Source organism: Lysinibacillus sphaericus, assembly GCF_002982115.1.
GTDB lineage: Bacteria > Bacillota > Bacilli > Bacillales_A > Planococcaceae > Lysinibacillus > Lysinibacillus sphaericus.
Map to the genome: position 1 here is coordinate 313,284 of NZ_CP019980.1, position 24,693 is coordinate 337,976.

The window sequence follows — 24,693 nt, forward strand, 5'->3', positions numbered from 1 at the left end:
GATTTGAGAATACAGTTTAAGTTGAAAGGAGGTTTTATTAAATGGGTGGATGGATTGATATTTTCTACGTAATTACTCTATTTATTTTTTAATGAGTAGGCTAGGAGGGGCTTGGATTTGAAAAAATCTATTATTTTTGGAATAAAAAATAGAAGTACATTTCTTTTGATTTCTATTTTAATTGTTTCAACATTAATGGGGACAATTATCCAATTTATTAAAGGTGATTTATTTCAAGGAGCACTTGATCAAAATTTAGATAAAGTATCTACGTATATTTTGATTTTCGGGGTTTTAATTTTAATCGAAGTGCTATTTTACTTTTTAGAATGGAAATATGAAAATCATTTAATTAGAAATACTTTTGCAAAACTTAAAAATTCAATTATTAACAACGTATTAAAGACCAGAGACTTTTCAAATATAAAGGTGAAAAATGAACATCACTTAAATGCGTTAACGAATGTTGTTGATAGTTTAGAGTATCAATATTATAGAAGTTCTTTTGATGCTATTTACTTAACGCTAAGGATCGTTTTCGTTACAACGTCTTTACTTATTATTAATATCTATATTGGCTTGGTTGTAATTGCTTTTATGTTTCTGCCTTTATTGGTAACTAAATTATTCAAAGATAAACTGGCGAATCTTGAAAAAAGCTTTTTAAACCAAAAAGGGGATAACCTCAGCTTTTTTAAAAATCTATTAGATAATCTAAAGTACGTAAGAATTTTAAATGCTGATGCCCTTTTTCGAAATAGGTCTAGAAATGAAATTAATAAAGAAAGAGATGCGGGGTTAAAAACGGAGAATTATAGAATTACATTAAATACAATGTATTCCTTGCTATCATATTCATCTCATTTCTTAATTCTAGCGATATCGGTTTTATTAATTATTAAAGGTCATATTACTCCTGGTGTTACGATTACCCTTTTAGGTTTAGTAGAGCAATTAAGTATGCCGATTTTATCGCTTTCAAGGAGTATAAATAATATAAACAGCACAAAAAAACTAAGAGAAGATATTAACTCCATTATCTGTGTAGAAACAGATAATCTTGAAACAGCGATTAGCTATGATAACGCAATTACTACTAAAAAATTATCCTTTAAATTTGATAATACGGTTTTCAACTATAATGATGTAACTTTCCAAAAAAACAACACACATATTATTACAGGGCAAAGTGGTTTAGGCAAATCTATATTTTTAGAATCAATATTGGGATTATTAAAGAGCAACCATACTGGGGAAATTTGTTATGACAACAATAGTCTTAAGGTTGATAGTAATCCATTTAAAGATATTATGTACGTTATGACTGACAACAATCTTTTTGATGGTTCACCTATATTTAATATTTTATTAAGAGATGAGTATAGTGAAGAAGAACTTAATTATATGAAGAAGTTTTTATCAGAAGAGAAACTTTTAAGTGAAGACGTAACAAAACTCTCTAGCGGTGAAAAGAGAAGATTGCTTATTTTAAGAGGATTAATGTCAGATAAATCGACTTTAATTTTTGATGAACCTACTTCTAATCTTGATAGTTTTAATAGTCAAATATTTTGGGATGAGCTGTTAAATATAAAAGATAAAACAATCATTGTTGTTTCGCACAACACACCAGAGGATATCTACGACAAATTTGATATAAAATACGATTTTACAAATTATGTCGATAAGGAGTCTGTGGCATATGTCTAAAGTAATCACGATAGAGGAAGAAACTTTGGAGAAAATTTTCGAAAAATTCGGAATACTAATCCGGAAAAGTGATTCTAAAATATCCATCATAGATATTTATCCTCCATTACCGAAAGAGATCCAATCCAATACGATTGTGAAAGCTAACGGTAAAGCACCTGATGTTAGTAGTAATTGGGCAATTGGGGAAAACATAGTGGAGTTTGATAATGGTAGTCAGTGGATTTTAACTTTAGAAGACTTCGATTGGAGCCAGATTGTGTACGAAAATTTTACTAGTAATAATCACTTGTTTTTACAATGTATTAGTTTTGATGTCATTCCAGAAATAGATGAACAAATCTATAAGAAAAATATCGTGATCGATTTAAGAGTTAATTTCGGCGGGGAATTGCAGAAGATGATTAATTACTATAATTGGTTTGTTCACACCTGTAAGAAATATTCAATTGCTCATATCTATATACTCGTCTCAAATTCAACATGTAGCTCTGCTGAGTTATTTGCGGATAAATTCAAGGATGACAAAAATACCACAATTATTGGTAGTAAGACTTATGGAAAAGAGTATATCTATAAACAAATTACCGCGCCCAATAAAAAAGTTCTTATACCTATATCGAAAATAGAAACTGATTTTAATATCGATATTCCTTTTGATTTTAATTATTACTATGCCGTTAAAAGCATGGCTAACACCCGTAGCTACAAGCCCCCTGAAATAATGATGCTTTAGCTATCAATTAGCACTATTAAAGGAGGTGAAAACAGATGAAAAAGTGGATTGGCCCAAAAATGGACGCATTACAAATCACAAAATTTGATAATAAAATTTTATCAATTGAATCAGCATTATACGCAAGCAGTGGACACCGTGGAGAACTGACACGTAACTAATAGCTCGCAAAAATATAAGGAGGTGAAGACAGATGAAAAAGTGGATTAGCCCAAAAATGGACGCATTACAAATCACAAAATTTGATAATAAAATTTTATCAATCGAATCAGCATTATACGCAAGCAGTGGACACCGTGGAGAACTGACACGTAACTAATAGCTCGCAAAAATATAAGGAGGTGAAGACAGATGAAAAAGTGGATTAGCCCAAAAATGGACGCATTACAAATCACAAAATTCGATAATAAAATTTTATCAATCGAATCAGCATTATACGCAAGCAGTGGACACCGTGGAGAACTGACACGTAACTAATAGCTCGCAAAAATATAAGGAGGTGAAGACAGATGAAAAAGTGGATTAGCCCAAAAATGGACGCATTACAAATCACAAAATTCGATAATAAAATTTTATCAATCGAATCAGCATTATATGCAAGCGGTGGACACCGTGGGGAACTGACACGTAACTAATAGCTCGCAAAATGATAAGGAGGTGAAGACAGATGAAAAAATGGATTAGCCCAAAAATGGACGCAATACAAATTACAAAATTTGATAATAAAATTTTATCAATCGAATCAGCATTATATGCAAGCGGTGGACACCGTGGGGAACTGACACGTAACTAATTTTTATAATTAAGTTGATTTGAAGAGGTGATCAGATGAAGAAATGGATTTGTCCTAAGATAAAAGCTTTATCAGTCAAAAAGTTTGATAATAGGATGTCGTCAATTGAATCTTCTCTATATGCAAGCAACAGTAGTGGTCACCATGGGGAGCTTACAAGAAATTAATGTTATTAAGAAGGGGCTGTGTTAAAAGTTGATTTTAGTATGGGGCAAAAATATTCAACCAGCCTAAAGAGATACGTTTAACACAGCCTAATACCAAAAAAGTGAGGGATTAAGATGAAAAACTATGAGTATATTGAAACTGGCAATACAGCGGTAGTAGATATTGATGGGAAAGATCCAGTTTTTTTAAATGAAACAGCATCTTCAATCATTAAAATGCATATTAACGGAACATCACTTGTAGACATCAAAAATAAGCTAATGAAAGAATACTCTATTCCTGAAGGCGATTTAAGTGAGTTTGAACAGCAAGTTGAGGTAACAATTAAGAACTTTGAAAATATGTTAGAGAGTGATGCGTGAGTGGAGCGTTTAAAGATAAATTTTAACTTTTTCGGTGATGTAATAAATATAGAGAGTAATGATTCGTATTTATTGAAGCAATTAGCATATATTTATAGAGAGTACGTAGATAACGATACTACAACATCAATTGCTTATTATATTAAAATTGAGAATCGCTCTTCTTATAACATTATGGTCAGTGATATGTTATCAAATGATAAACTAGTCATTCTTCATGGACCAGATGAAAATTCACTTGAAAAATGGGTTGAAGAGGCAACATTTCTCCCGCCCATTACAGTACCCTTCTTTAGAAATAAGTATTCATTTTTTCATGGGTGTGCAATTAGGGTTAATAATAAAACAATTGCTATTTTTGGCCCTAGTCGCTCAGGTAAGACGACATTAATAATGGAATTATTGGAATATGGTCATCATTTAATTAGTGATGATTTATTAGTTATTGATAATGAAACAGGAGAGATTCTGCCTTTTAAAAAACCGATAGGCCTTAGAAATACAACAAAAGAGTATTATGAAGATAAGTTTAAACAGATAGTTGAAAAAATTCCTAGTGAAATGCCAACGTTTCATATCGAGGAAACGGGTTTAACGACAGAGTTAATTCATATTAGCGATGTTCCTGGTTGGAATTATTATGAGAATGTCAGTAAAATTGATTCAATATTTTTTGTAGATAAGCATACGGAATTAATAGATAAGCCATATGATTTTTTTGAGTTAATTAGTAATCAGGCTTGTTTAGCTGATAACCCTTTTAAAACAGTATTAAAGATCTTTAAGAACTTAAATACTACCTCTATGAGATTGAATATTCGCGACCTTAATGTGAGCGCTCAAATTTTACGAAGCATTGAGGATAAATGCTTAAGTTAAATAGGTTAAATATGTAAAGCATTGGATAATAAAAATCCCAATGCTCTTTTTTTAATCTAAATTTATAGATGATTCTTTTTTTGGCTATGTAGTCATTAAATAAAATAGAGAGAGCCTTTTGTAAAACGAAGGGAGAGGAAGAGATGCATCTCTTTATAGAGAATATAAAAGATATCACTTTTTTGATAATCTTACTTTCTAGTTTTATTTACCGACGACAACTTAAATTAACGAAGTGGAAACGAAAGCTTACTAAAGGTGAAATGTTGATGTATTTTCTTACATCTATCGCACTTCCTATTTATGGGGTTATCTATTGTGTGCAGCTTTTGGCAACATAGCAATGATGTATAGGAAAAGGACAATAAAAGTAGCTGGAGAGAAACATGTCTGTTTTTCTTAGGCTACTAATTTTTATGCCTTTATTCATTACGATTTTTCAATAATACATACAAAAGGAAAAAATAAACATCCTAAATATTCTAAAAATATATTGAAATTCATGCTTTACATAATTATAATGATAATGATTATCATTATCGGTCATTTAATTATTTGATTGGAGGAAAATTATAGTGAACTCTATTAAATTTATAAGCTTTAGAAAGATGGTCATGTTTTTAGTATTGTTATTTGCATTGGTGTTAGTCGGATGTGGAAATAAGGAATCTGAAGATGCTTCGAATGCGGATGACAATAATACAACGCAAGAAAGTAGTACTGAAAATAGCAGTCGAGAAGTTACACATTCCTTGGGTACAACAACAATCGAAGGGACACCTACGAAAATCGTTACGCTTTATCAAGGTGCTACGGATGTTGCTGTAGCGATGGGCATCAAACCTGTAGGAGTTGTAGAATCTTGGGCAGATACACCATATTATGAGTATTTACAAAAGGACTTAGAAGGTATTCCTCTTTTAGGGGAAGAAACACAGCCTAACTTAGAGGAAATTGCAAAACTTCAGCCGGATTTAATTATTGCTTCGAAAAATCGTCATGAGGAAATTTATGAACAATTATCACAAATCGCACCGACAGTTGTTCATCAAGATGTATTTGATTTTAAAGGGACAATCAATTTAATCGGAGAATCGACTGGTAAAGAAGATAAAGCAAAAGAATTACTTGCAGAATGGGAAAGTCGTGTAGCTGATTTCCAAACAAAAATTAAAGATAAGCTAGGGGATAAATGGCCAATTAGTGCTTCGGTTGTCAATTTTAGAGCTGACCATGCACGTGTTTATCCAGCCGGTTATGCAGGTGAAATTTTAACAGAGCTTGGCTTTAAAGGACCAAAAAATATAACGGAAAATCCGCTACCTATCGTTTTAAGGTTTACAGATAAAGAAAGCATTCCGCAAATGGATGCAGATGTCATTTATATGTTTTATATCGAAGATGAAGCAACGAAAAAAACATTAGAAGAATGGACAAGCCATCCATTATGGAAAGAGCTTGAAGCGGTTAAAAATGACCAAGTATATCGTGTGGAAGAGGTGTACTGGAATTTTGCAGGTGGTATTTTAAGTGCACATATTATGTTGGATGATATTTATAACAGATTTGAGCTAGAAAAGTAAGAAAGCAGATAAAGTCGATTAAGGTATCGCAAGGAATGCTATTCTTTGCATCAAAAAGGGGGCTCTAAAGCGATGAGCCCCTTCATTTCTAAATAATGCTTCATCTATTGTATATGGGAAGATGCAAGAGGTGGCTAGAAAAAGACATAAATAAGGTTAAGAAAGTAGGAGTTCAATGCAAAATTTGCTTACCAGTACCTCAATGAAAAAAAGTGTCTTTATTATTTGTTGTGTGTTGCTGATAGTGGCATTTATGTTAAGTGTAGCTCTTGGTCAAACATCAATTCCATTTCGATTAGTGTATGATGCTTTTTTCAACTATGATGCATCAAATGCGGAGCATGTAATCATTCGGACATCTCGTTTCACTAGAGCTGTTGTTGCTACTGTAGTTGGAGCAAGTCTTGCAATAGCAGGGGCTTTAATGCGTGCTTTGACGAGAAATCCTTTAGCCGCACCAGATATTTTAGGTGTTAACGCAGGCGCATTATTTTTTATTGTTTGTGCAATTACATTTTTTTCTATGGACTCGTTAATCCATTATATGTGGGTTGCTTTTTTAGGAGCTGGTGTTGCGGGTGTTCTTGTGTTTTTCTTAGGGTCTTTAGGAAGAGACGGCTTAACGCCAATCAAAATTGTGCTAGCGGGTGCTGCTATTTCGGCATTATTTGTCTCATTTACACAGGGATTGTTGGTAATCGATGAGCAGGGCATACAAAGTGTGCTTTTTTGGCTTGCGGGTTCTGTTTCAGGGAGAGATTTGAATATGTTATTACCTGTATTACCATTCATCGTAATAGGTAGCAGTGTGGCCTTTTTAATGGGGCGTTCCATCAATATTTTGCAGTCAGGAGATGATATTGCGAAAGGCTTAGGGCAACGCACGATTTTAACAAAGGTTGTTATGGGTATTATTGTTATCTTGCTTGCTGGGGGATCAGTCGCAGTTGCTGGCTCCATTGGCTTTATCGGCTTAATCGTGCCTCATATGGCGATGGGCTTAGTAGGTACAGATTACCGCTGGATAATTCCGTTTAGTGCAGTCATTGGTTCAACATTATTACTGTTGGCAGATATTGCAGCTCGCTTTGTGATTATGCCGTTAGAAATGCCCATCGGTGTTATGACAGCATTTATTGGTGCACCCTTCTTCATTTATATAGCGCGAAGGGGGTTAGCGAAAAATGCATAATTATATAACGGTAAGAACGAAATCAAATAAAATATCTTTTCAACTATCAAAAAAAGTAGCAATGGTTACTATCCTTCTTTGTATATTGCTATGCGGCATGATTATGCTTGCGCTTTCGGTAGGGAGTGATTTTATACATCCAGTGACTGTACTAAAGGAATTGTTTGGCTACGGTACAGGTGAATATCTATTTACAATCCAAACGTTACGACTTCCTAGAGTATTACTTGCCGTGCTAGTTGGGATGGCGCTTGCTGTATCAGGGTTAATATTACAGGGCATTATTCGAAATCCTTTAGCTGCACCGGATATTATAGGTGTAACAAGTGGTGCATCAGTAGGTGCAATGTTATTTCTTACGTATGCAACGGTGAGCATACACTACTTACCATTAGCAGCCATTATAGGAGCGGGAGTAGTATCGGCTATTATCTATCTCTTGTCTTGGAATAAGGGTGTCACACCTATACGAATGGTGTTAATCGGTATTGGGATTTCGGCACTTACGAAAGGGATAGTGACAATGCTAATTGTCATGGGTGAAGAAGTACGCACAACAAGAGCTTACATATGGCTTACAGGTAGTTTGTATGGGGCCAATATGCAGGATGTTTACTTATTACTCCCATGGGTGATTGTTTTAAGTATCTTCACTTTTGTCATGGCAAGAGTCATTAATGTAAAAGAATTAGGTGATGATGTTGCAGTAGGTGTAGGAGTTAAAGTACAAGTTTACCGAGTATTGTTCTTGTTGATTAGTGTTATGTTAGCTGGCACAGCCGTTGCCTTTGTAGGAGGAATAGCATTCGTCGGATTAGTAGCACCTCATATTAGTAGAATGCTGGTAGGCCGTTCATTTGCCGCACTTATTCCGATTTCTGCAATGGTCGGAGCCATTATCGTAATTTTTGCAGACATTGTTGGTCGTACACTATTTTTGCCAAAAGATTTACCAGCAGGTGTATTTACTGCTGCAATTGGTGCGCCATTTTTTATTTATTTACTGTTCCGTACAAGAAATCAACATTCATAACACGTTTAGAAATGAACGATACATAAGGAACATTTATATATAGATTCTTATGTAGCAGTACAATATGAGAAAGAGGTGTAACAATTTTGAATAATGTACTAGAGGCGAATGCATTAACAGTTACCTATGGGAATGCCAACATACTTGAGGATTTACATTTACAAATACCAAAGGGGAAAATTACGGTTTTAGTTGGTGCAAATGGCTGTGGCAAGTCGACATTATTACGGACATTTGCACGCCTAATTAAACCGAAAGATGGACATGTATTATTAGACGGTGAAAAAATACGAGATTTGTCGACAAAAGCAGTTGCGAAACGATTAGCGATATTGCCACAAGGACCAATAGCGCCTGAAGGATTAACAGTTTTACAATTGATTAAACAAGGTCGGTACCCGCATCAAAGCTGGATCAAGCAATGGTCAAAAGAAGACGAGCAGATTGTCAATCAAGCATTGGAAGCAACACAGATGACATCATTTGCGAATAGCCCTGTCAATGCATTATCTGGAGGTCAACGCCAGCGGGCATGGATTGCAATGACATTGGCACAAAAGACAGACTTGATTTTATTGGATGAGCCAACGACCTACTTAGATATGGCACACCAAGTAGAAATTTTAGATTTATTGTTCGATTTAAATAGCAAAGAAAATCGTACGGTTGTTATGGTTTTGCATGACTTAAATTTAGCTTGTCGTTATGCCCATCATATCGTGGCAGTGCGCGATAAAAAAATTTATGCACAAGGAAGGCCAGAGGATATTATAACAATTGATTTAGTGAAGGATGTATTTGGCATGGGTTGCACGATTATGAACGATCCTCTTTTTGGCACACCTTTATGTGTACCGCATGGAAAGGGCATCAAGTGCTGTCTTAGAGCCTAAGCAGGAGGAACTTTTATGTTACATGTACCGAATAATAACCGACTAACGCCGACAGATATTGCTATTCTAACAGAGAACTATCGTTTTACGGAGACAAATTTGCCTGCTTCGCCCTATTCAATTTCATCCAAGAATTTGCTGTGTGGAGAGCACTGTCGTCAATATCTACAAACCATTTCGCCAATTTTTAATTCTACTTCTTTAATCACTACAGCTTCTTTATTCGGAAAGCGCTATAGCGTATTAACAATGGCGGCACCTCTGTTTGCTATGTCGATGCTCCAAAAGGGGATAAATGCGTCGATTGACAATGTTCGTGTGGAGTCAAGCTATCAGGAAGATTTATGGCTCCCAAAAATAGCATTGGTTGATGCACAAGTGTTTCTACCCATAAGCAGAGCGGAATGGAGAGATCAAATTCTCCAATCGTTATTTGCGGATAATATAACAAAGGTATGGAAGGCGCTGTCGACTACTGCTAAAGTTTCAAAAGCGGTTTTATGGGAGCATGCGGCTATGTATGTGCACTGGTTTTATGAAACGCAATTTCGCCAAGGGGCAAGTGAAAGGGAAATCGCCTTTTTAGAAGAAGACTATCAGTACATTATGACGGAAGCTCCAGGTGAAATTTTTGGCGAACGTAAAAATCCGTTTACGCGATATAATACGCCAAAGGTTATGACTAGAGGCACCGACAAGCCTATAAGACTACGTAAAACTTGCTGTTATTATTATTTAACCTCTGAAGAAGAACATGATTATTGTATATCATGCCCCAAAATGCCAACGTAAAATAAATGGTTTTCGGCTCTATTGTAGAGTGAATGAAACTTTCCTTTCTTTAAAAGTCGATAATTGATGCTAAGGCACAAGAAAAATGCCACCTTGTGCCCGTGCATTAATTATAGCAAGTAAGCGTTGTAATCCCCAAATTCCTTGAATTTAACCATGCATTAATAGTAAGAGTTTTCTTTCCTCTCCTAAATTGTGGATTATTTTTTAACATTAACTTGTAAATTGAAGCATACATTGTTATTATATAATTGATAATGATAATCGTTCTCAATTATTTTTCCGTGGGAGGAGTAGGTTTGACACAACAGCAAATAAGCAATTTACAAAATCAAATCATTATACAGAAAGCAAAGGAAATGGGCATAGTTTGTACACCATTACTTGCAGATTGTGAGGATTTTTTAGAGCTATCTTATAAAGACAAAACAGTTATTATCAATAAATCAAGGTCTCATCAGTTGTTGTTGATAAGCGGATTGTTAGCACAAAATAAGGAAGCAACAAACAAATTATTAGCAAGAAATAAACTACCTATTACCGATACGCTTATCGTAGAGGAAGTTGGAGAACCAGCTATTCAATTTTTAACAAACAATAAAACCGTTGTAGTGAAACCTATTAATGCTAAATGTAGTTTAGGTGTAACCATTGGCATTAAAACGCTAGAGCAATTAGAGCAAGCAGTGATAGTTGCTAAACAATATAGTCAAAAGATTATGCTTCAAAGATATGTAGTTGGACATGATTATCGCGTGTTAGTAATAGATGGTGAGATGATTGGTGTTTTAGAATATCGATCAGCTTTTATAGAAGGTGACGGCTATTCGACTATTCGTCAATTGCTAGAGAATTTAAAAGATAAGCAATTGAAAAAAAACACGCTTGAGCCTGAAAATGATCAAGCAATCGAAGCGGAATCGATAGACTTGCAAAATATATTACATCGGAATGGGCTTACGCTTGATGATGTTTTAGTAAAGGGTCAACAAGTAGAGTTATTTGTGGATGACAATATGTTAGTAACGGACTTTTATGATGTTATAACAGATCGCACAGCAGATATTTGTCCTGAAAATATTGAGATGGCGATTCGTGCAGCCAAAGCATTGCAAATTGATGTGGCAGGCATCGACATTCGATGTTTACATATTGATAAACCGTTAGATCAAACAAATGGCGTCATCCTAGAAGTAAATGCCTTGCCAGATTTGGTGGACCCCTCGAATTATTTTGCAAATAGTACTAAAAATGCAGCTGAATCATATTTAACCTATCTATTAGAAATAGAAAAGGAGCAGTGACAACATGGCAACAGAGAATGTTCAAGAAGAATATTTGATGTTTCAAAGGGAGCGTGAATCAAATGCACGAGCATATTCACGGCATTTCCCATTTGTTTTACAAAAAGCACAAGGTGTAGTTGTGACAGATGTAGCAGGCAAACAGTATTATGATTGTTTAGCTGGAGCGGGTACATTGGCCTTAGGGCATAATCATGATGTCATCATAGCAGCTATCAGGGAAGTATTGGATCAACAAATACCACTTCATACATTGGATTTAGCAACACCGTTAAAAATAGAATTTATGAAAGAAATCTTCTCGGCATTGCCAGCGGAAATGAAACATACCGCAAAAATACAATTTTGTGGCCCCACTGGCGCAGATGCGGTCGAAGCGGCTATTAAATTAGTGAAACATTCTACAAAAGGCAAATCTATTTTAGCTTTTCAAGGGGGATATCATGGCTCCACACAAGCAACGATGTCCATGAGCGGTAATTTATCTAAAAAACAGCATTTGCAAAGCTTACTGCCAGATGTACATTTTCTACCTTTCCCTTATGAATTTAGATGCCCATTTGGTGTGGGAAATGGTATGACTGCAACGATTAGTGCACAATATATCGAACATTTATTGGATGATTGTGAAAGTGGTGTAGCTAATCCATGCTGTGTAATTGTAGAAACGGTGCAAGGAGAGGGAGGTGTTATTCCAGCGGATGTAATTTGGCTACAGCAATTGCGAAAAATAACTGCAGAACGAAATATCCCATTAATTATTGACGAAGTACAAGCAGGGATAGGGAGGACTGGGAAGATGTTTTCATTTGAGCATGCGGGCATTATTCCAGATGTAATTATATGCTCAAAAGCGATTGGTGGTAGTTTGCCAATGTCTGTCGTCATTTATCAGGAAGCTTTAGATCAATGGCAGGCAGGTGCGCATACAGGCACTTTCCGAGGAAATCAATTAGCAATGGCGACGGGATTAGCAACATTAAAATATGTGCGCGAACAGCGTGTATTGCAAAATGTTGAAGAAAGAAGTGCTCAATTTTTTGAAGGGTTGCAACAATTGCGACGATTGTACAGTGAAATTGGCGATGTGCGTGGAAGAGGATTAATGATAGGTGTAGAAATTGTTAATCCTAATAAGTCGTTCGATCGTCTTGGACACTATCCTCCAGATGGCGAATTAGCCGCTATGATTCAGAAAAGATGCTTTGAAAATGGATTAATTATTGAAGTGGGTGGACGTAAGGGGGCAGTACTAAGATTTTTACCACCTCTTATCATCAATAAAACTGAAACCGAAAAAGTATTAGATATATTTGCCGAGTCTGTACAACAAGCGGTTGAGCTGTATGCATTATGTTAAACATTCAAGCTATGAAGAAACATTCAGCCTTACTTGCCGTTTTTATCGCTGCCTTTTCACTCGTACTTACAAATAGTTCCTTTAATATTTTATTACCGAGCTTTATGCAGCTATATGGCATTAGTGCAAGTTCGGCAGGTTGGGTCATTTTGGCATATCTCTTGTCAATGACCATTACTATGCCTCTCACACCATTAGTCGTAGACCGCTTAGGTAGGAAAAGGGCGTATATTGCGGGTGTTGCAATATACGGACTTTCTTCTATCATAGGTGGATTATTCGATCAATATGTTCAAGTGGTGTTGATTGTCCGCAGTCTTCATGGCATTGCAGGTGGCATAATGATTCCACTATCCCTTAGTTTATTGTTTGATGTTTACGAGAAAGAAGTACATGGACGAGTGGCGGGGATTTGGGGAATACAGCTAACAGTAGCGTCTATTATTGGTCCAACTGTTGGAGGGCTTATTATTCAATTTGGTCAATTACAATATCTATTTTGGCTGAATGTTCCTTTTGCCATCGTATCGTTATGTCTATGTGCTACTCAAATTAATTCATATCAAGTTATGCGCAAAAAAGAGATGGATTTGTTTGGCATTATTTACATGGTACTAAGTATTTTAATGCTAAGTGTCAGCATTCAACTGTTTCTAAAGCAGGTTCTTCCTACGTGGCTAGTAGTCATGATGCTAGTAGGTGGTTTGCTTTTATTAATTCGATTTATTCAGTTAGAAAATAAGAAAATCGAACCGCTATTAAATTATAAGTTATTACAACGTAAAACAATCTTCGCCATCACAGTGCTAATTGCTGCAATACAAGATGTCGTGATGCTTGGGGCAGTTTTTGTATTGCCCCTACTATTTCAGGAAGTATATCAACTCCCGTCTTCCGCGGTAGGTGCGATGTTCATTCCGACAGCCATTTTTACAAGTTTGTTTATGTGGTTGGGAGGACATTGGATGGATAAAGGGAAATCTAAAAATTTTATAGTAGTCGGCATCGTGATTGTCGCCATATCTATTATATCCTTTTCTTTTTTACCAAAGTCTGTATCCATATTCGTATTGATTTTGTTGATGATTGGCAGGGGGATAGGTGGAGGTCTTTCGAATATGACTGTCACAACAATTGGTCTTCATACACTTTCACAAGAGGAGTTACACGAAGGCTCAGCTTTAGCTAGTACGATTGAACGCTTTTCTTCGTCGTTTGCAGTCATGTTATTAACGATTTATTATGACTTCAGATGGAGCATGTTAATAAATGCAGGTCTTTCCGTAGCAGACGCAAAATGGATGGCAATCAAAGAAGAATGTGTGATTTTAGGGAGCATCATGTTGGTTACTGTTCCTTTTGTATTATATATAACAAGAAAGAGAGTTGACATTGGTGTTCATTAAAGAAGGAGCTTTGCAAAGTCATCATGAAAAGCAAGCCGCTATTTATAGTTGTAAAGTGTTGTTAAATTGTTATTTGCGAGAATGCTGTGAAGATCAAAGAAAGCTATTGAAGGTTAATAGGCAGGATCATACATTTTCTCTACATTTTCAAGCAAGTCACGAAACGATTATTGGCAAGTTTACTTTTTATTCGCCGAATGGTGAGCATGAATATGCATATTTTTTCTTGCAAAATGGCCAAGCTTTAACCTTGACCTTCCTTGCTTCATTAATTGTTCAGGAATACTTGCAACACAATAAAGCCATCACACATGACCATGTACAAAATTTTATAGCTAGAGTGGAAAATAGCTATCAAAACATGGCTGTATTTTTGAAACATGCGACAAGCAGCCTTATTAACGACTACTTGTCTTCTGAACAATCACTCCTATATGGTCATCCTTTCCATCCATATCCCAAAAACACGGTGGGCTTTACATCACAGGAAGTAGCGACCTATTGCCCAGAATTACGTACTTCATTTCCGCTTTGTTACCTTGCTGTTCGATATGACATCTTTCAAGAAACGTGGGTTACTGAAAGTGCAGCACATGAATTTTTGCAAAAGTTTGAATACGATATTCGCCAGCAATTAAAATTTGATGATGATAATTATCGCATATTGCCGATGCATCCTTGGCAATATGCTTATGTGCAAACATTAGAGGCAGTGCAAAAATTTGAAAGACAACAAAAAATAAGATTTTTGGGAAGTAGCGGTCCTGTTTGTTATCCAACATCATCTGTTCGAACAGTCTATATTCCACAATTTAAATGTAATTTGAAGTTGTCTCTGTCAATTCAAATTACCAATATGCTTAGGATTAATAGCCAAGAGCAAATGACAAGAACTCTAGATGCGGCGCATTATTTGTTAGCACATGATTGTTTTGTAGAAGAGCACTATACAAAGGTTCTGTATGAAACAGGTGTCTGTACGTGCCGTTTTGAAGAGGAAGCATTAACAGCTTTATTTACGATGGCTTATCGACCAATGGTGCTAGACGAAAAATCAACCTATGTTGTTGCTAGTTTAGTAGAAGCGCCCATTCAAGGGAAGCCTTGTCGACTTTATGATTGGTTGAAAGGACAGAATGTAGAGCAATGGTTTCGACAATATATAACGATTTCTTTATTGCCAATTGTTAGACTCGCGGATAAAAAGGGCATTCACTTTGAAGCGCATTTACAAAATACGCTTATAACGCTTCGGGATGGTAAACCACATATTTTTTGGATACGGGATTTAGAAGGCGTAAGTATCGAACAAGAAAAAGTAGCTACACATAGACAAGCACAGGGACCCTTGTTTTATGAAAAAGAACAGGCGTGGTCAAGGACAAAATATTATTTCATGGTAAATCATCTAGGGTCATTTATACATGCGCTTGCAAGAGATTTTCAGTTAAGCGAAGCTCATTTTTGGCAAATTGTACGAGAAATGCTACTTGAAGAATGGGAACAAACACAGAATGAGCTAGTAGCCCATCTGTTAACGACATCTGTATTTTATGCTAAGAAAAATTTGTATAGCTGTTTAATTGGCAAAAGTGAAATACCAGAATATGTTGCAGTTAAAAATGCTTTGTATAAGGGGAATGAATTGTATGAAATTGATGACAGCTTTCATGCCAGTAAGTGAAGCATCCTATAAGACAGTACAGGAGAGATTGAAGTGCCAAACATTAGAGGCATTGCTTTTTGAAGAAATTATTCCAGTAACGAAAAATGGAAAATATTATAGCTTCCAAGGACAAAATGTTCAAGGAGAGGCGGTCCTTTATACATGTGAAGTAGTAGAAAAATGGTCATTCGGTCGAGTGAAAGTGAAACCGAATTCCATTCAAAGAGACGGAGATGCCAATGTAAGTATCTATACTTTTCTGGAAGAAGTCGTTCAGCAGACGTTAGACGGTCAGCATACAAAGACATTTGTTCAGGAGTTATTGGAGACCTTTGTGAAGGATAGTCAGGCAAAGAGCAATCAGCCACCGTCTATACCGGCAGAGGATTTGCACTATGAGGCGTTGGAAAGCCACATGATTGATGGTCATCCGTATCATCCAAGCTATAAATCCCGAGTTGGTTTTACTTTGGCAGATAATCATTTGTATGGTCCTGAATTTAATCAGGATATAGCGTTAACTTGGCTTGCTGTTCGTCGGCATTTTGTAGATATTGCCGTATTAGAACCAACTGCAATCAATAAGATGTATCAGCATCATTTACAGCCAGAGGAGTTAGCACATTTTACACAACAATTACGAGCGCAAATAGATGAAGATGAACAAGCTTATGTTTTTCTCCCCGTTCATCCGTGGCAATTTGAACATATTATAGCGACCGTATTTTACCCACAAATCGCTGATAAGACGATTATTATATTAGGGAAATCGGAAAGCTCATATCGAGCACAGCAATCCATTCGCTCGTTATCAAATCGCCATAGTGCACAAGCGAGTTATTTAAAATTACCTCTTAGCATTACAAATACATCTACTAGCCGTATTTTAGCGCATCATACGACACAAAATGCGCCTATTATTAGCGCTTGGCTAGATCGAGTTATTAAAAGTGATGAATACTTAAAAAATTGCCAGTTTGAAATTTTAAAAGAGACAATCGGGGTATCTTTCCGCTATCAAAAATTATCTGTTATCCAATATGCAGTGGCTTATGGAACATTAGGCGTCATCCATCGAGAAAATATTGCGCAATATTTGCAAGAGGATGAACAAGCGTGGCCATTAAATGCATTGATGCATAAGCAAAAAAATGGCGAGGCGTTTATTCAGCAGGCGATTGCATTGTATGGGGTAGAAAAATGGAGCCGAGCCTTAATCGAAACGCTTGTAACGCCAATTGTTCATTTACTCTATGTCCACGGAATTGCGTTAGAATCTCATGCGCAAAATATTATTCTCGTATTAAAAAATAATTTTCCGCATCGAATCATTATTAAGGACTTACATGATGGTGTGAGGTTTTGTTCTTCAGAGCTCCTTCATCCGGAATGGGAGCCAAAGTTAAATCCAGAGCCAGCCACACATCGACAATTTAATCGGTATTCATTTTTAAAAACAGCTAAAGTTTCAGAAGTAAGAGATTATACATTCGATGCTTTCTTCTTTATCTGTATGACTGAACTTTGTTTTACGCTTGAGGAATTTGGATTGCGGGAAGAGGATTTTTGGCGCACCTGTACGGAAGTTATTTTAGCTTATCAGCAACAACATCCTCAATATAAAGACCGTTTTCAAACGTTTGATTTATTTGCAGCGGATGCTTTAATCGAGGAAATGACAAAAAGACGTATTTATGGTGATCAAACATTGTATTTTAGAAAGGCTCAAAATCCTTTACTACAGGCATTGGAGTTTTTGAAAAATGAAGAGAAATAAGTTGAAGGACAAAATAAAACGTCATCAAACGGTATATGGGTTATTTGTTTCGATTCCTCATCCTAGTGTAATCGAATTAATTGGTCACGCTGAATTTGATTTTGTCATTATTGATTTAGAGCACACGACAATTGATTTAGAAATATTGGAAAATATGATTCGTGCGGCAGAGCTACTCGAGATAACCCCACTTGTAAGAATTGCAGAAATAGATCGTACTTCAATCTTAAAAGTATTGGATTGTGGGGCACAGGGTATTGTCATTCCACATGTAAGTTGCAAAGAGCAAGTCAAACAGGTTATTGAGTATAGTTATTATCATCCGATTGGGCATCGGAGTTTGAATAGTGGCCGCCCTGCAGCTTTTGCCAAAGAACCTTTAACTGAGTATATTGCTGCAGCCAATGAAGAAATTATGATGATTCCAATGATTGAAAGCATAGAAGGCATTCGTAATTGTAAGGATATTTTATCACTACCACAAATCGGATTTGTTTTGGAAGGAGCGGCAGATTTATCGCAATCATTAGCCGTACCTTGGCAAATTGAACATCCCCAAGTGCAGAATGCGATCGAAGCGTTATATGACATTGTAAAAACATGCCATATACCGTATGCGACTGTTTCAAGAGAGATGCATCAGCATCGACGATATGCTGACAAAGGTGTACGCATCTTTGTGTTAGGGGATGACCGAAATACAGCGTTTCGAGCATATCGACAAAAGAAAATGGACTATCAAAATATAACAGGAGGCCAATATGAGTGATTCGTTACTAGCTGTTATTCAGTCATTAAATACTAATAAAACAGCGCCTGTTTGTGCTTATATTTACGACTTAGATGGTATTCAAGCACATGTAAACCGAATGCTTGAAACTTTGCCAAAGCAAATATTTTTGTTTTATGCGATTAAAGCAAATCCTGATCAACGAATCATTAAGGCCCTTTTACCATATGTTCGTGGCTTTGAAGTTGCTTCTATCGGAGAATTAGTAAATGTGCGTGCAGTGTCTGAGGATGTACCAATCTTATTTGGCGGACCTGGAAAAAAGGATGCCGAATTGGAGATGGCTATACGCCAAAAGGTCTCATATATTCATGTTGAAAGTTTATTAGAATTACGACGTATTCAAATGCTCGCACAAAAGTTAAATAAAAAGGTCGATATTTTATTACGCATAAATTTACGTACAAATGCACTTCCTGAAACAAAAATTACGATGGGAGGTACTGCGAGTCCATTTGGCTTGGACGAGTCAGATATTCAACAAGCGGTGGCACTTGTACGACAAGACCCACTACAGCTTGTACAAATTAAAGGTTTCCATTTTCACTCATTATCGAATAATGTGCATGCATCATTGCATGTAGAAATGGTACGACTTTATGTGCAAAAAGCACTTGACTGGCAACGCTTGTATCAATTAGATGTGAAAGTACTGAATGCCGGAGGTGGATTTGGTGTTTCCTATAATGAAAATGAAGAACCATCTTTTAACTGGCAACAATTTATGTCCTCATTACAAGCTAGTGATATTTTGCAGGATTTAAATGGCATCCAACTCTTTTTTGAGCCAGGGAGATTTCTTGTTGCTGATTATGGCTTTTATGCTACAGAAATACTAGATATTAAACAGTCCCATCAACAGTATTTTGCCGTTGTAAGAGGTGGCACACATCATAATAGATTGCCAGCCTCATGGGGACATAATCAACCATTTCAGCTTTATGCTAGTGAAACGTGGACATATCCATTCCAACGACCTAGCTTGCACAATAAGAAGGTCCATCTAGTTGGGGAATTATGCACGCCAAAGGATCGATTGCATACAGATGCTTTTATGTCTTCCGTTCGTGTAGGTGATATTGTCATCTTTGAAAAATCAGGTGCATATTGTTGGACAATTTCACATCATGATTTTCTGGGTCATCCTCATCCAGCATTTTATTATATCCAAGGAGGCCATATTCAATGATTGTACAGCAAAGTGTATCAGCAAGAGAAAGAGCTACAGAAATTATTAAGAAGGACTTAATGGATGCATTTTTAGTCGAGCAGTTCTTTGACGGAGATACGTATTCAAAGCAATCTCTTCAAGATGCAGCGAAAGAAATAAGTGCTTTATTTGCCCATTACCATTCGCATGAAGTAGAGGTCTACATAGGAAACTTTTGTTTTCTTGTTGAAAAAAGCTATAAGCAGGGTGAGCAATGGGTGCGTCATTCTCCTATTTATCGACAAGTGGCTGGACAGTGGCAGTTAATCGTGTCAATTGAAGAGCTTGCCACATCCATTTTGCAGACTAGTCTCTCTGCCAAAGCCTGTCAGCATCCAGCAGTGGCAGATTTTTTAAAGGGGCTACTAGTAGCTGTTGAGCAATTAACATTGAGTATAGAACAAATGAATAATTATGATGCATCAGCTCCTCAAACACCATACCAATGGCATGTCAAAGGAGAGCTGATTGCCTCGTTTCGAGATCGGCCATTTCATCCGCTTGCGAAAGCTAAAATTGGACTTTCAGCGCAAGATTATCAACAATATATGGCGGAATTTGGTCAACCCATCTCACTTCGTTGGGTCGCCATTCGTCATGATGTGGTAGTAAAAGGGAATGAGCAAACACCCATCCAATGTTTTGATTTACTTGAGGAAAAACAAAAGTATGAGATAGCGCAAGAATTTGAACGACGAGGTTTACGGCAAAGTGAGTACACGATGATGCCTGTGCATCCATGGCAGTTACAAAACATTATTTTAAAAGATTTTGAGCAGGAACTAGCCGATGGAATGATTGTTATATTAACAGCAAAAGCAGGCGATTTATGTGCGACTTCATCCTTACGTTCTTTAGCATTTAATCAACCGTCTAGCAGGATGCTAAAACTACCAGTAAGTGTACTTTCTTTAGGTGCATCGAGATATTTGCCTGTTGTTAAGTTGTTAAATGGTCTAGCAGGTGAAAAGTTGCTGCGACAAGCCATTTCTTGCGACCCTATATTAACGGAAAAGGTTATTTTATGTGAGGAACAAAATTGGTGGGGGTATATGCCTGAAACGATGGGGCTGTTTGATGACCATCCCCGTCATCTAGCGGCGCAAATACGCATTTATCCAAAGCAGCTTTTAGATGCGAACTATAAAATCATTCCGATGTCATCTTTAGCCGTAAATTTAAAGGGTCATCATTATTTAGATGAACTCTTCGGCCAAACTTTAACAAAACAGCAAGTAATAGATTTTTATACAGAAATGGTAACGATGTTTTATGAAATTGCCATGAGGTTATTCAAAGTAGGGGTTTTGCCTGAAATACATGGTCAAAATTGCTGTCTGGTATTAAAGAATAATCAAATCCATCGTTTATTGTTCAGAGACCATGACTCAGTTCGTCTTCATATGCCTTATTTAGAACGCCATCATATTCAAGATCCGCAATATTATATTCGACCAGGTTATTCCAATAGCTTATATAATGAAAGTGTGGAGAAGCTGATTTTTTATATTCAATCATTAGGGACACAAGTAAATTTAGCTTCCATTATGGAGGCACTTGCACAAGTATATTCTATTTCTGAGCGAACTTTATGGTATACGACGAAGCAGGCGTTAATGAAGGCTGTAACAGTTGTTGATATTCCAGCAGCAGATAAAGTAAGGTTATGGAAAGTTTTATTTGAGCAAAAACAATGGCCAGTAAAACTGATTATTCGACCGCTGTTAGAGGCGGATGGTGTGCCAGGAGCGATGCCTTCTGGAAAAGGGCAAGGGTATAATCCATTTTGGAATTTATAAAGTGCATTTTATTGCTGAAAATTGGTTGAGGTTTTGCATATTCTCCTACGATTGGGTACATTTTGACAATAAGTTGCATAGAATAATTTTAGAATCTGTGAGAGGATTGAGAAAATGTACTATGCTCCTTATTATGCCAATATACCAATGTATAGCTATGGAAATCAGTCTGTTCACTGGCCTGTTCCATATGAAGTAGTACTACCGAATAGTGCCTATCCATATCAAGCTGTCAACGGAAATAACAGTCAAATGAGTACCGATTATGGGCAACAGCCTTTTGTTGTAAATATGGAGGAGGCAACCAAGCGGAACAATACGTACCGTACTGCTCTATGGACAGGAAGCCATTTGCAAATTACGTTAATGAGTCTCAATATTGGTGAGGATGTAGGTTTAGAAATGCATCCATATGTCGATCAGTTTGTCTATATTGAACAAGGGCATGGGACTGTGCAAATGGGGTCGAGTAAAGAAAATTTAAGCTTTACACAAAATGTCCATGATGATTACGCGATCGTAATACCTGCTGGAACTTGGCATAATTTAACCAATATAGGGAATGTGCCATTAAAGCTGTTTTCAATCTATGCTCCTCCTAACCATCCATTCGGAACTGTCCATGCTACAAAGGCGGATGCAATGGCTTCGCACGGAGGCTATGGTCAACACAATTAATCACGATAATAATTTTTCATAGTAGAAGCAGAGTTGTTGATGTATAGCAGCTCTGCTTTTACTATGCCAAGCTAAACTCAATTTTTTGGATGATATATTGACGAAATTAAAATTTACGTGTTATAATTATCTCGAATTCAAGATATATTAATTCGAGATAATTAAATCGAATGTGCAAAGCATTCTCTAATTAGAAGTTTGAAGTTGCACGTAGTTAGAAAACATATACAAAGAAAATAATTTATTTATGAAGGGGAACTGTTACTATGAACAAACATACAGAAGGAATTCACCACATCACAGCTATTGTAGGGCATCCACAAGAGAATATTGATTTTTATGCGGGGATTTTAGGTTTACGGTTAGTAAAACAAACAGTTAACTTTGACGACCCAGGCACGTATCATCTTTATTTTGGTAACCATGCTGGTAAGCCAGGAACAATTATGACGTTCTTTCCTTGGCCGAATGCTTATCAAGGGCGTATCGGCGACGGTCAAGTTGGTGTAACAACATACGTTGTACCAGAAGGAGCACTACCTTTCTGGATTAATCGCCTTACAAAATTTTCTATTCCATTTAAAAAAGCTGAACGCTTTGGAGAACAAGTCGTTCAATTTGATGACCCACATGGGCTTCATATTGAATTAGTAGCTCGTGCAGAAGGTGAACGAAATAATTGGACATTTGGTGAAGTTACACCGGAAGTTGCCATTAAAGGTTTTGGTGGTGCAACGCTTTATTCAAGCCATCCACAAGAAACAGAAAAGGTATTAGTAGATGTGATGGGGCTTGAAAAAATTGCAACAGAAGGCGAATATGCTCGATTCAAATCAAGCGCTGACATCGGAAATATTATAGACTTGAAAACGGTATTAGGCGTACGAGGCCACATGGGGGTCGGCACAGTCCATCATATTGCTTGGAGAGCAAAGGATAATGCAGATCATTTAGCGTGGCAAGAGCATGTGATGAATCATGGGCAGCATGTGACGGAAGTAAAGGATCGTAACTATTTTAACGCTATTTATTTCCGTGAAGCAGGTGAAATTTTATTTGAAATTGCGACAGATCCACCAGGATTCGCGCATGATGAACCATTGGAGACAATGGGGAGTCAATTAATGTTACCGTTGCAATATGAACAACATCGAGAACAGTTAGAAAGCGCGTTAATCCCGATTCAAGTACGTTCATTAGATGAATAAAAAGGGGGGAGTTATTTGATTTCGATTGATCCGAAGAAAAATACAGAACGTGAAAACTATAAATTATTAGTTGGCAGCATTATTCCTAGACCTGTTGCCTTTGTCACGACTTTGTCCGAGCAGGGCATTATAAATGGCGCACCGTTTAGTTACTTTAATATCGTGTCATCGAATCCACCGATGATTTCCCTTGCAATTCAAAGAGCAACAGGGCGTTTAAAGGATACCGCTCGTCATATTTTGTATCAAGAACAATTTGTAGTGCATATTGTAGATGAGGACAATGTTAACCAGGTAAATGAAACAGCTGCTTCGTTACCAGTAACAGAGAGTGAAATTGAAAGAGCTAACTTTACAGTAATCGACAGTCAGCGAATAATTGTTCCAGGTGTGAAAGAGGCGAAAGTCCGAATGGAATGTCGCTTAGTACAAAGTGTTCCTTTAATGAATAAAGAACAGCAGACAGGCGATTTGTTTATTGGTGAAATTGTACAATTTCATTTAGATGATGTGATTTATCATGAAGGACGAATAGACGCTAGCGCATTAAAGGCAGTAAGCCGATTAGCTGGAGCGAGTTATGCAAAAATCGGCGATATTTTTGACATAGAACGCCCTCAATAAAGTAAATAAGCAAAATTTTTGAAAAGATATATGGCTCGTGAATGGCTTACTACAGAAAATAGTCGCCATTCACGAGCATTTCCTGTTTTTTAAATGGTAAATCCTTTTGCACCTTTTATACGATTTCCTGACATGCCCACGCATCAATTTCTACTTTTAATACGGGCGAAGCAAGTGCTACTACATATACCATTGTCATACAAGGGCAGTGATCACCAAAAAAGTCACCCATCACGTGCTTTCTTTGTGCTGTGTCAAATTCTCCAACTAAATAAAATACAACCTTTGTTAAATCTGCAACAGTCATGCCAGCACACTCAAGATTTTTTTTAATATTGTTAAGCGCTAGTTGCAATTGAATGATTGGATCTTCAGGTACAGTTCCGTCTAACGCCATCCCGATTTGACCTGAAAATGTTAGCCATCTGTTTGGACCAGTTATTTCAATTTGGTGTACATATGGAGCTACAGGCGGGTGAATTTCCTTTGGATTTCTTGAGATTTTCATCGAATCATTCCTTACCTATTCTATTTTGGAGATACTTCCGAAATATCGTACTGAAATTAACATAAAACAAAAGAAGTTGCTTTGGATATGATAGTTTATAAGGGTATAATAGAATTATTAAAATTTTGGCTATAACGCTGATGTAGCTTTCAATACACATTAATCGTATTGTCTTTCATTCTAATTCGAAAAGTAAAAAAAATCTATTTTACAATGGATTGA

Annotated in this window: 26 protein-coding genes; 25 read left to right on the plus strand and 1 reads right to left on the minus strand. The window is 36.6% G+C overall.

Translation table 11 applies throughout. From position 1 onward, the window contains the following. The first annotated feature begins 117 nt into the window (after positions 1–117). The 25 genes from LS41612_RS01580 (at position 118) to LS41612_RS01680 (ending at position 23,963) form a co-directional block, all read left to right on the plus strand. The gene (locus tag LS41612_RS01580; RefSeq protein WP_024364036.1) at positions 118–1,710 is read left to right on the plus strand and encodes an ATP-binding cassette domain-containing protein; all 1,593 of its coding nucleotides are present in this window, start codon (positions 118–120) and stop codon (positions 1,708–1,710) included. Beyond that, positions 1,703–2,446 carry a S41 family peptidase gene (locus tag LS41612_RS01585; protein ID WP_024364035.1) on the plus strand — a complete coding sequence of 248 codons (744 nt, stop codon included), beginning with the start codon at positions 1,703–1,705 and terminating at the stop codon, positions 2,444–2,446. Before LS41612_RS01580 ends, LS41612_RS01585 begins: the two co-directional genes overlap by 8 nt. A gap of 35 nt (positions 2,447–2,481) precedes the next feature. Beyond that, positions 2,482–2,607 carry a hypothetical protein gene (locus tag LS41612_RS23605; protein WP_256682589.1) on the plus strand — a complete coding sequence of 42 codons (126 nt, stop codon included), beginning with the start codon at positions 2,482–2,484 and terminating at the stop codon, positions 2,605–2,607. A 32-nt stretch (positions 2,608–2,639) separates the two neighbouring features. Next, a complete protein-coding gene (locus LS41612_RS23610; protein WP_255702602.1) occupies positions 2,640–2,765 on the plus strand; it encodes a hypothetical protein in 126 nt (41 codons plus the stop codon). Positions 2,766–2,797: 32 nt separating this feature from the next. Then, positions 2,798–2,923: a hypothetical protein gene (locus LS41612_RS23615; protein WP_255702602.1), complete on the plus strand. Its 126-nt coding sequence runs from the start codon at positions 2,798–2,800 to the stop codon at positions 2,921–2,923. A 32-nt stretch (positions 2,924–2,955) separates the two neighbouring features. Beyond that, positions 2,956–3,081 carry a hypothetical protein gene (locus LS41612_RS23620; protein WP_255702601.1) on the plus strand — a complete coding sequence of 42 codons (126 nt, stop codon included), beginning with the start codon at positions 2,956–2,958 and terminating at the stop codon, positions 3,079–3,081. A gap of 32 nt (positions 3,082–3,113) precedes the next feature. Beyond that, positions 3,114–3,239, plus strand: a complete 126-nt coding sequence (locus tag LS41612_RS23625) for a hypothetical protein (protein WP_256682588.1) — start codon at positions 3,114–3,116, stop codon at positions 3,237–3,239. Between the two features lie 281 nt (positions 3,240–3,520). Continuing rightward, a complete protein-coding gene (locus tag LS41612_RS01590) occupies positions 3,521–3,769 on the plus strand; it encodes a hypothetical protein (RefSeq protein WP_024364034.1) in 249 nt (82 codons plus the stop codon). Continuing rightward, complete coding sequence (locus LS41612_RS01595) at positions 3,770–4,648, plus strand: phosphoenolpyruvate carboxykinase (ATP) (protein ID WP_024364033.1); 879 nt, start codon at positions 3,770–3,772, stop codon at positions 4,646–4,648. It begins immediately after the preceding gene. A 608-nt stretch (positions 4,649–5,256) separates the two neighbouring features. Further along, a complete protein-coding gene (locus tag LS41612_RS01605; RefSeq protein WP_036205452.1) occupies positions 5,257–6,231 on the plus strand; it encodes an ABC transporter substrate-binding protein in 975 nt (324 codons plus the stop codon). A 175-nt stretch (positions 6,232–6,406) separates the two neighbouring features. After that, complete coding sequence (locus LS41612_RS01610) at positions 6,407–7,423, plus strand: FecCD family ABC transporter permease (RefSeq protein ID WP_024364030.1); 1,017 nt, start codon at positions 6,407–6,409, stop codon at positions 7,421–7,423. Then, a complete protein-coding gene (locus LS41612_RS01615; RefSeq protein WP_024364029.1) occupies positions 7,416–8,456 on the plus strand; it encodes a FecCD family ABC transporter permease in 1,041 nt (346 codons plus the stop codon). Before LS41612_RS01610 ends, LS41612_RS01615 begins: the two co-directional genes overlap by 8 nt. A gap of 86 nt (positions 8,457–8,542) precedes the next feature. Then, positions 8,543–9,349, plus strand: coding sequence for an ABC transporter ATP-binding protein (locus LS41612_RS01620; protein WP_024364028.1), 807 nt, complete (start codon positions 8,543–8,545; stop codon positions 9,347–9,349). A 15-nt stretch (positions 9,350–9,364) separates the two neighbouring features. Then, positions 9,365–10,141: an IucA/IucC family C-terminal-domain containing protein gene (locus tag LS41612_RS01625; RefSeq protein ID WP_024364027.1), complete on the plus strand. Its 777-nt coding sequence runs from the start codon at positions 9,365–9,367 to the stop codon at positions 10,139–10,141. A gap of 299 nt (positions 10,142–10,440) precedes the next feature. Beyond that, the gene (locus LS41612_RS01630; protein ID WP_024364026.1) at positions 10,441–11,445 is read left to right on the plus strand and encodes an ATP-grasp domain-containing protein; all 1,005 of its coding nucleotides are present in this window, start codon (positions 10,441–10,443) and stop codon (positions 11,443–11,445) included. Between the two features lie 4 nt (positions 11,446–11,449). Then, on the plus strand, positions 11,450–12,805 hold the full coding sequence (locus tag LS41612_RS01635; RefSeq protein ID WP_024364025.1) for a diaminobutyrate--2-oxoglutarate transaminase: 1,356 nt from the start codon (positions 11,450–11,452) through the stop codon (positions 12,803–12,805). After that, positions 12,799–14,211 (plus strand): MFS transporter, encoded by a 1,413-nt coding sequence (locus LS41612_RS01640; protein ID WP_024364024.1) that lies wholly within the window; start codon positions 12,799–12,801, stop codon positions 14,209–14,211. Before LS41612_RS01635 ends, LS41612_RS01640 begins: the two co-directional genes overlap by 7 nt. Next, positions 14,201–15,895 carry an IucA/IucC family protein gene (locus LS41612_RS01645; protein WP_105928941.1) on the plus strand — a complete coding sequence of 565 codons (1,695 nt, stop codon included), beginning with the start codon at positions 14,201–14,203 and terminating at the stop codon, positions 15,893–15,895. Before LS41612_RS01640 ends, LS41612_RS01645 begins: the two co-directional genes overlap by 11 nt. Then, positions 15,861–17,654: an IucA/IucC family protein gene (locus tag LS41612_RS01650; protein ID WP_024364022.1), complete on the plus strand. Its 1,794-nt coding sequence runs from the start codon at positions 15,861–15,863 to the stop codon at positions 17,652–17,654. Before LS41612_RS01645 ends, LS41612_RS01650 begins: the two co-directional genes overlap by 35 nt. Beyond that, entirely contained in the window at positions 17,641–18,423 is a 783-nt protein-coding gene (locus LS41612_RS01655) for an HpcH/HpaI aldolase family protein (RefSeq protein WP_024364021.1), read from the plus strand. The genes LS41612_RS01650 and LS41612_RS01655 overlap by 14 nt, the downstream gene beginning before the upstream one ends. Then, positions 18,416–19,633 (plus strand): type III PLP-dependent enzyme, encoded by a 1,218-nt coding sequence (locus tag LS41612_RS01660; protein ID WP_024364020.1) that lies wholly within the window; start codon positions 18,416–18,418, stop codon positions 19,631–19,633. The genes LS41612_RS01655 and LS41612_RS01660 overlap by 8 nt, the downstream gene beginning before the upstream one ends. Next, positions 19,630–21,453 (plus strand): IucA/IucC family protein, encoded by a 1,824-nt coding sequence (locus LS41612_RS01665; RefSeq protein WP_024364019.1) that lies wholly within the window; start codon positions 19,630–19,632, stop codon positions 21,451–21,453. Before LS41612_RS01660 ends, LS41612_RS01665 begins: the two co-directional genes overlap by 4 nt. A gap of 114 nt (positions 21,454–21,567) precedes the next feature. Next, a complete protein-coding gene (locus tag LS41612_RS01670; RefSeq protein WP_024364018.1) occupies positions 21,568–22,131 on the plus strand; it encodes a cupin domain-containing protein in 564 nt (187 codons plus the stop codon). A 266-nt stretch (positions 22,132–22,397) separates the two neighbouring features. Beyond that, positions 22,398–23,339, plus strand: coding sequence for a ring-cleaving dioxygenase (locus LS41612_RS01675; protein ID WP_024364017.1), 942 nt, complete (start codon positions 22,398–22,400; stop codon positions 23,337–23,339). Between the two features lie 15 nt (positions 23,340–23,354). Continuing rightward, positions 23,355–23,963: a flavin reductase family protein gene (locus tag LS41612_RS01680; RefSeq protein WP_024364016.1), complete on the plus strand. Its 609-nt coding sequence runs from the start codon at positions 23,355–23,357 to the stop codon at positions 23,961–23,963. Between the two features lie 115 nt (positions 23,964–24,078). Here LS41612_RS01680 and LS41612_RS01685 read toward each other — a convergent pair whose 3' ends face one another. Further along, entirely contained in the window at positions 24,079–24,471 is a 393-nt protein-coding gene (locus LS41612_RS01685) for a RidA family protein (RefSeq protein ID WP_024364015.1), read from the minus strand. Positions 24,472–24,693: the final 222 nt, after the last annotated feature.

Bases quoted from the DNA above. Each gene is read 5' to 3' on its own strand.
- LS41612_RS01585 (WP_024364035.1), top strand. From the start codon at position 1,703: ATGTCTAAAGTAATCACGATAGAGGAAGAAACTTTGGAGAAAATTTTC.
- LS41612_RS23605 (WP_256682589.1), top strand. From the start codon at position 2,482: ATGAAAAAGTGGATTGGCCCAAAAATGGACGCATTACAAATCACAAAA.
- LS41612_RS23610 (WP_255702602.1), top strand. From the start codon at position 2,640: ATGAAAAAGTGGATTAGCCCAAAAATGGACGCATTACAAATCACAAAA.
- LS41612_RS23615 (WP_255702602.1), top strand. From the start codon at position 2,798: ATGAAAAAGTGGATTAGCCCAAAAATGGACGCATTACAAATCACAAAA.
- LS41612_RS23620 (WP_255702601.1), top strand. From the start codon at position 2,956: ATGAAAAAGTGGATTAGCCCAAAAATGGACGCATTACAAATCACAAAA.
- LS41612_RS23625 (WP_256682588.1), top strand. From the start codon at position 3,114: ATGAAAAAATGGATTAGCCCAAAAATGGACGCAATACAAATTACAAAA.
- LS41612_RS01590 (WP_024364034.1), top strand. From the start codon at position 3,521: ATGAAAAACTATGAGTATATTGAAACTGGCAATACAGCGGTAGTAGAT.
- LS41612_RS01605 (WP_036205452.1), top strand. From the start codon at position 5,257: ATGGTCATGTTTTTAGTATTGTTATTTGCATTGGTGTTAGTCGGATGT.
- LS41612_RS01610 (WP_024364030.1), top strand. From the start codon at position 6,407: ATGCAAAATTTGCTTACCAGTACCTCAATGAAAAAAAGTGTCTTTATT.
- LS41612_RS01615 (WP_024364029.1), top strand. From the start codon at position 7,416: ATGCATAATTATATAACGGTAAGAACGAAATCAAATAAAATATCTTTT.
- LS41612_RS01625 (WP_024364027.1), top strand. From the start codon at position 9,365: ATGTTACATGTACCGAATAATAACCGACTAACGCCGACAGATATTGCT.
- LS41612_RS01635 (WP_024364025.1), top strand. From the start codon at position 11,450: ATGGCAACAGAGAATGTTCAAGAAGAATATTTGATGTTTCAAAGGGAG.
- LS41612_RS01640 (WP_024364024.1), top strand. From the start codon at position 12,799: ATGTTAAACATTCAAGCTATGAAGAAACATTCAGCCTTACTTGCCGTT.
- LS41612_RS01650 (WP_024364022.1), top strand. From the start codon at position 15,861: ATGAAATTGATGACAGCTTTCATGCCAGTAAGTGAAGCATCCTATAAG.
- LS41612_RS01655 (WP_024364021.1), top strand. From the start codon at position 17,641: ATGAAGAGAAATAAGTTGAAGGACAAAATAAAACGTCATCAAACGGTA.
- LS41612_RS01660 (WP_024364020.1), top strand. From the start codon at position 18,416: ATGAGTGATTCGTTACTAGCTGTTATTCAGTCATTAAATACTAATAAA.
- LS41612_RS01665 (WP_024364019.1), top strand. From the start codon at position 19,630: ATGATTGTACAGCAAAGTGTATCAGCAAGAGAAAGAGCTACAGAAATT.
- LS41612_RS01670 (WP_024364018.1), top strand. From the start codon at position 21,568: ATGTACTATGCTCCTTATTATGCCAATATACCAATGTATAGCTATGGA.
- LS41612_RS01675 (WP_024364017.1), top strand. From the start codon at position 22,398: ATGAACAAACATACAGAAGGAATTCACCACATCACAGCTATTGTAGGG.
- LS41612_RS01685 (WP_024364015.1), bottom strand. From the start codon at position 24,471: ATGAAAATCTCAAGAAATCCAAAGGAAATTCACCCGCCTGTAGCTCCA.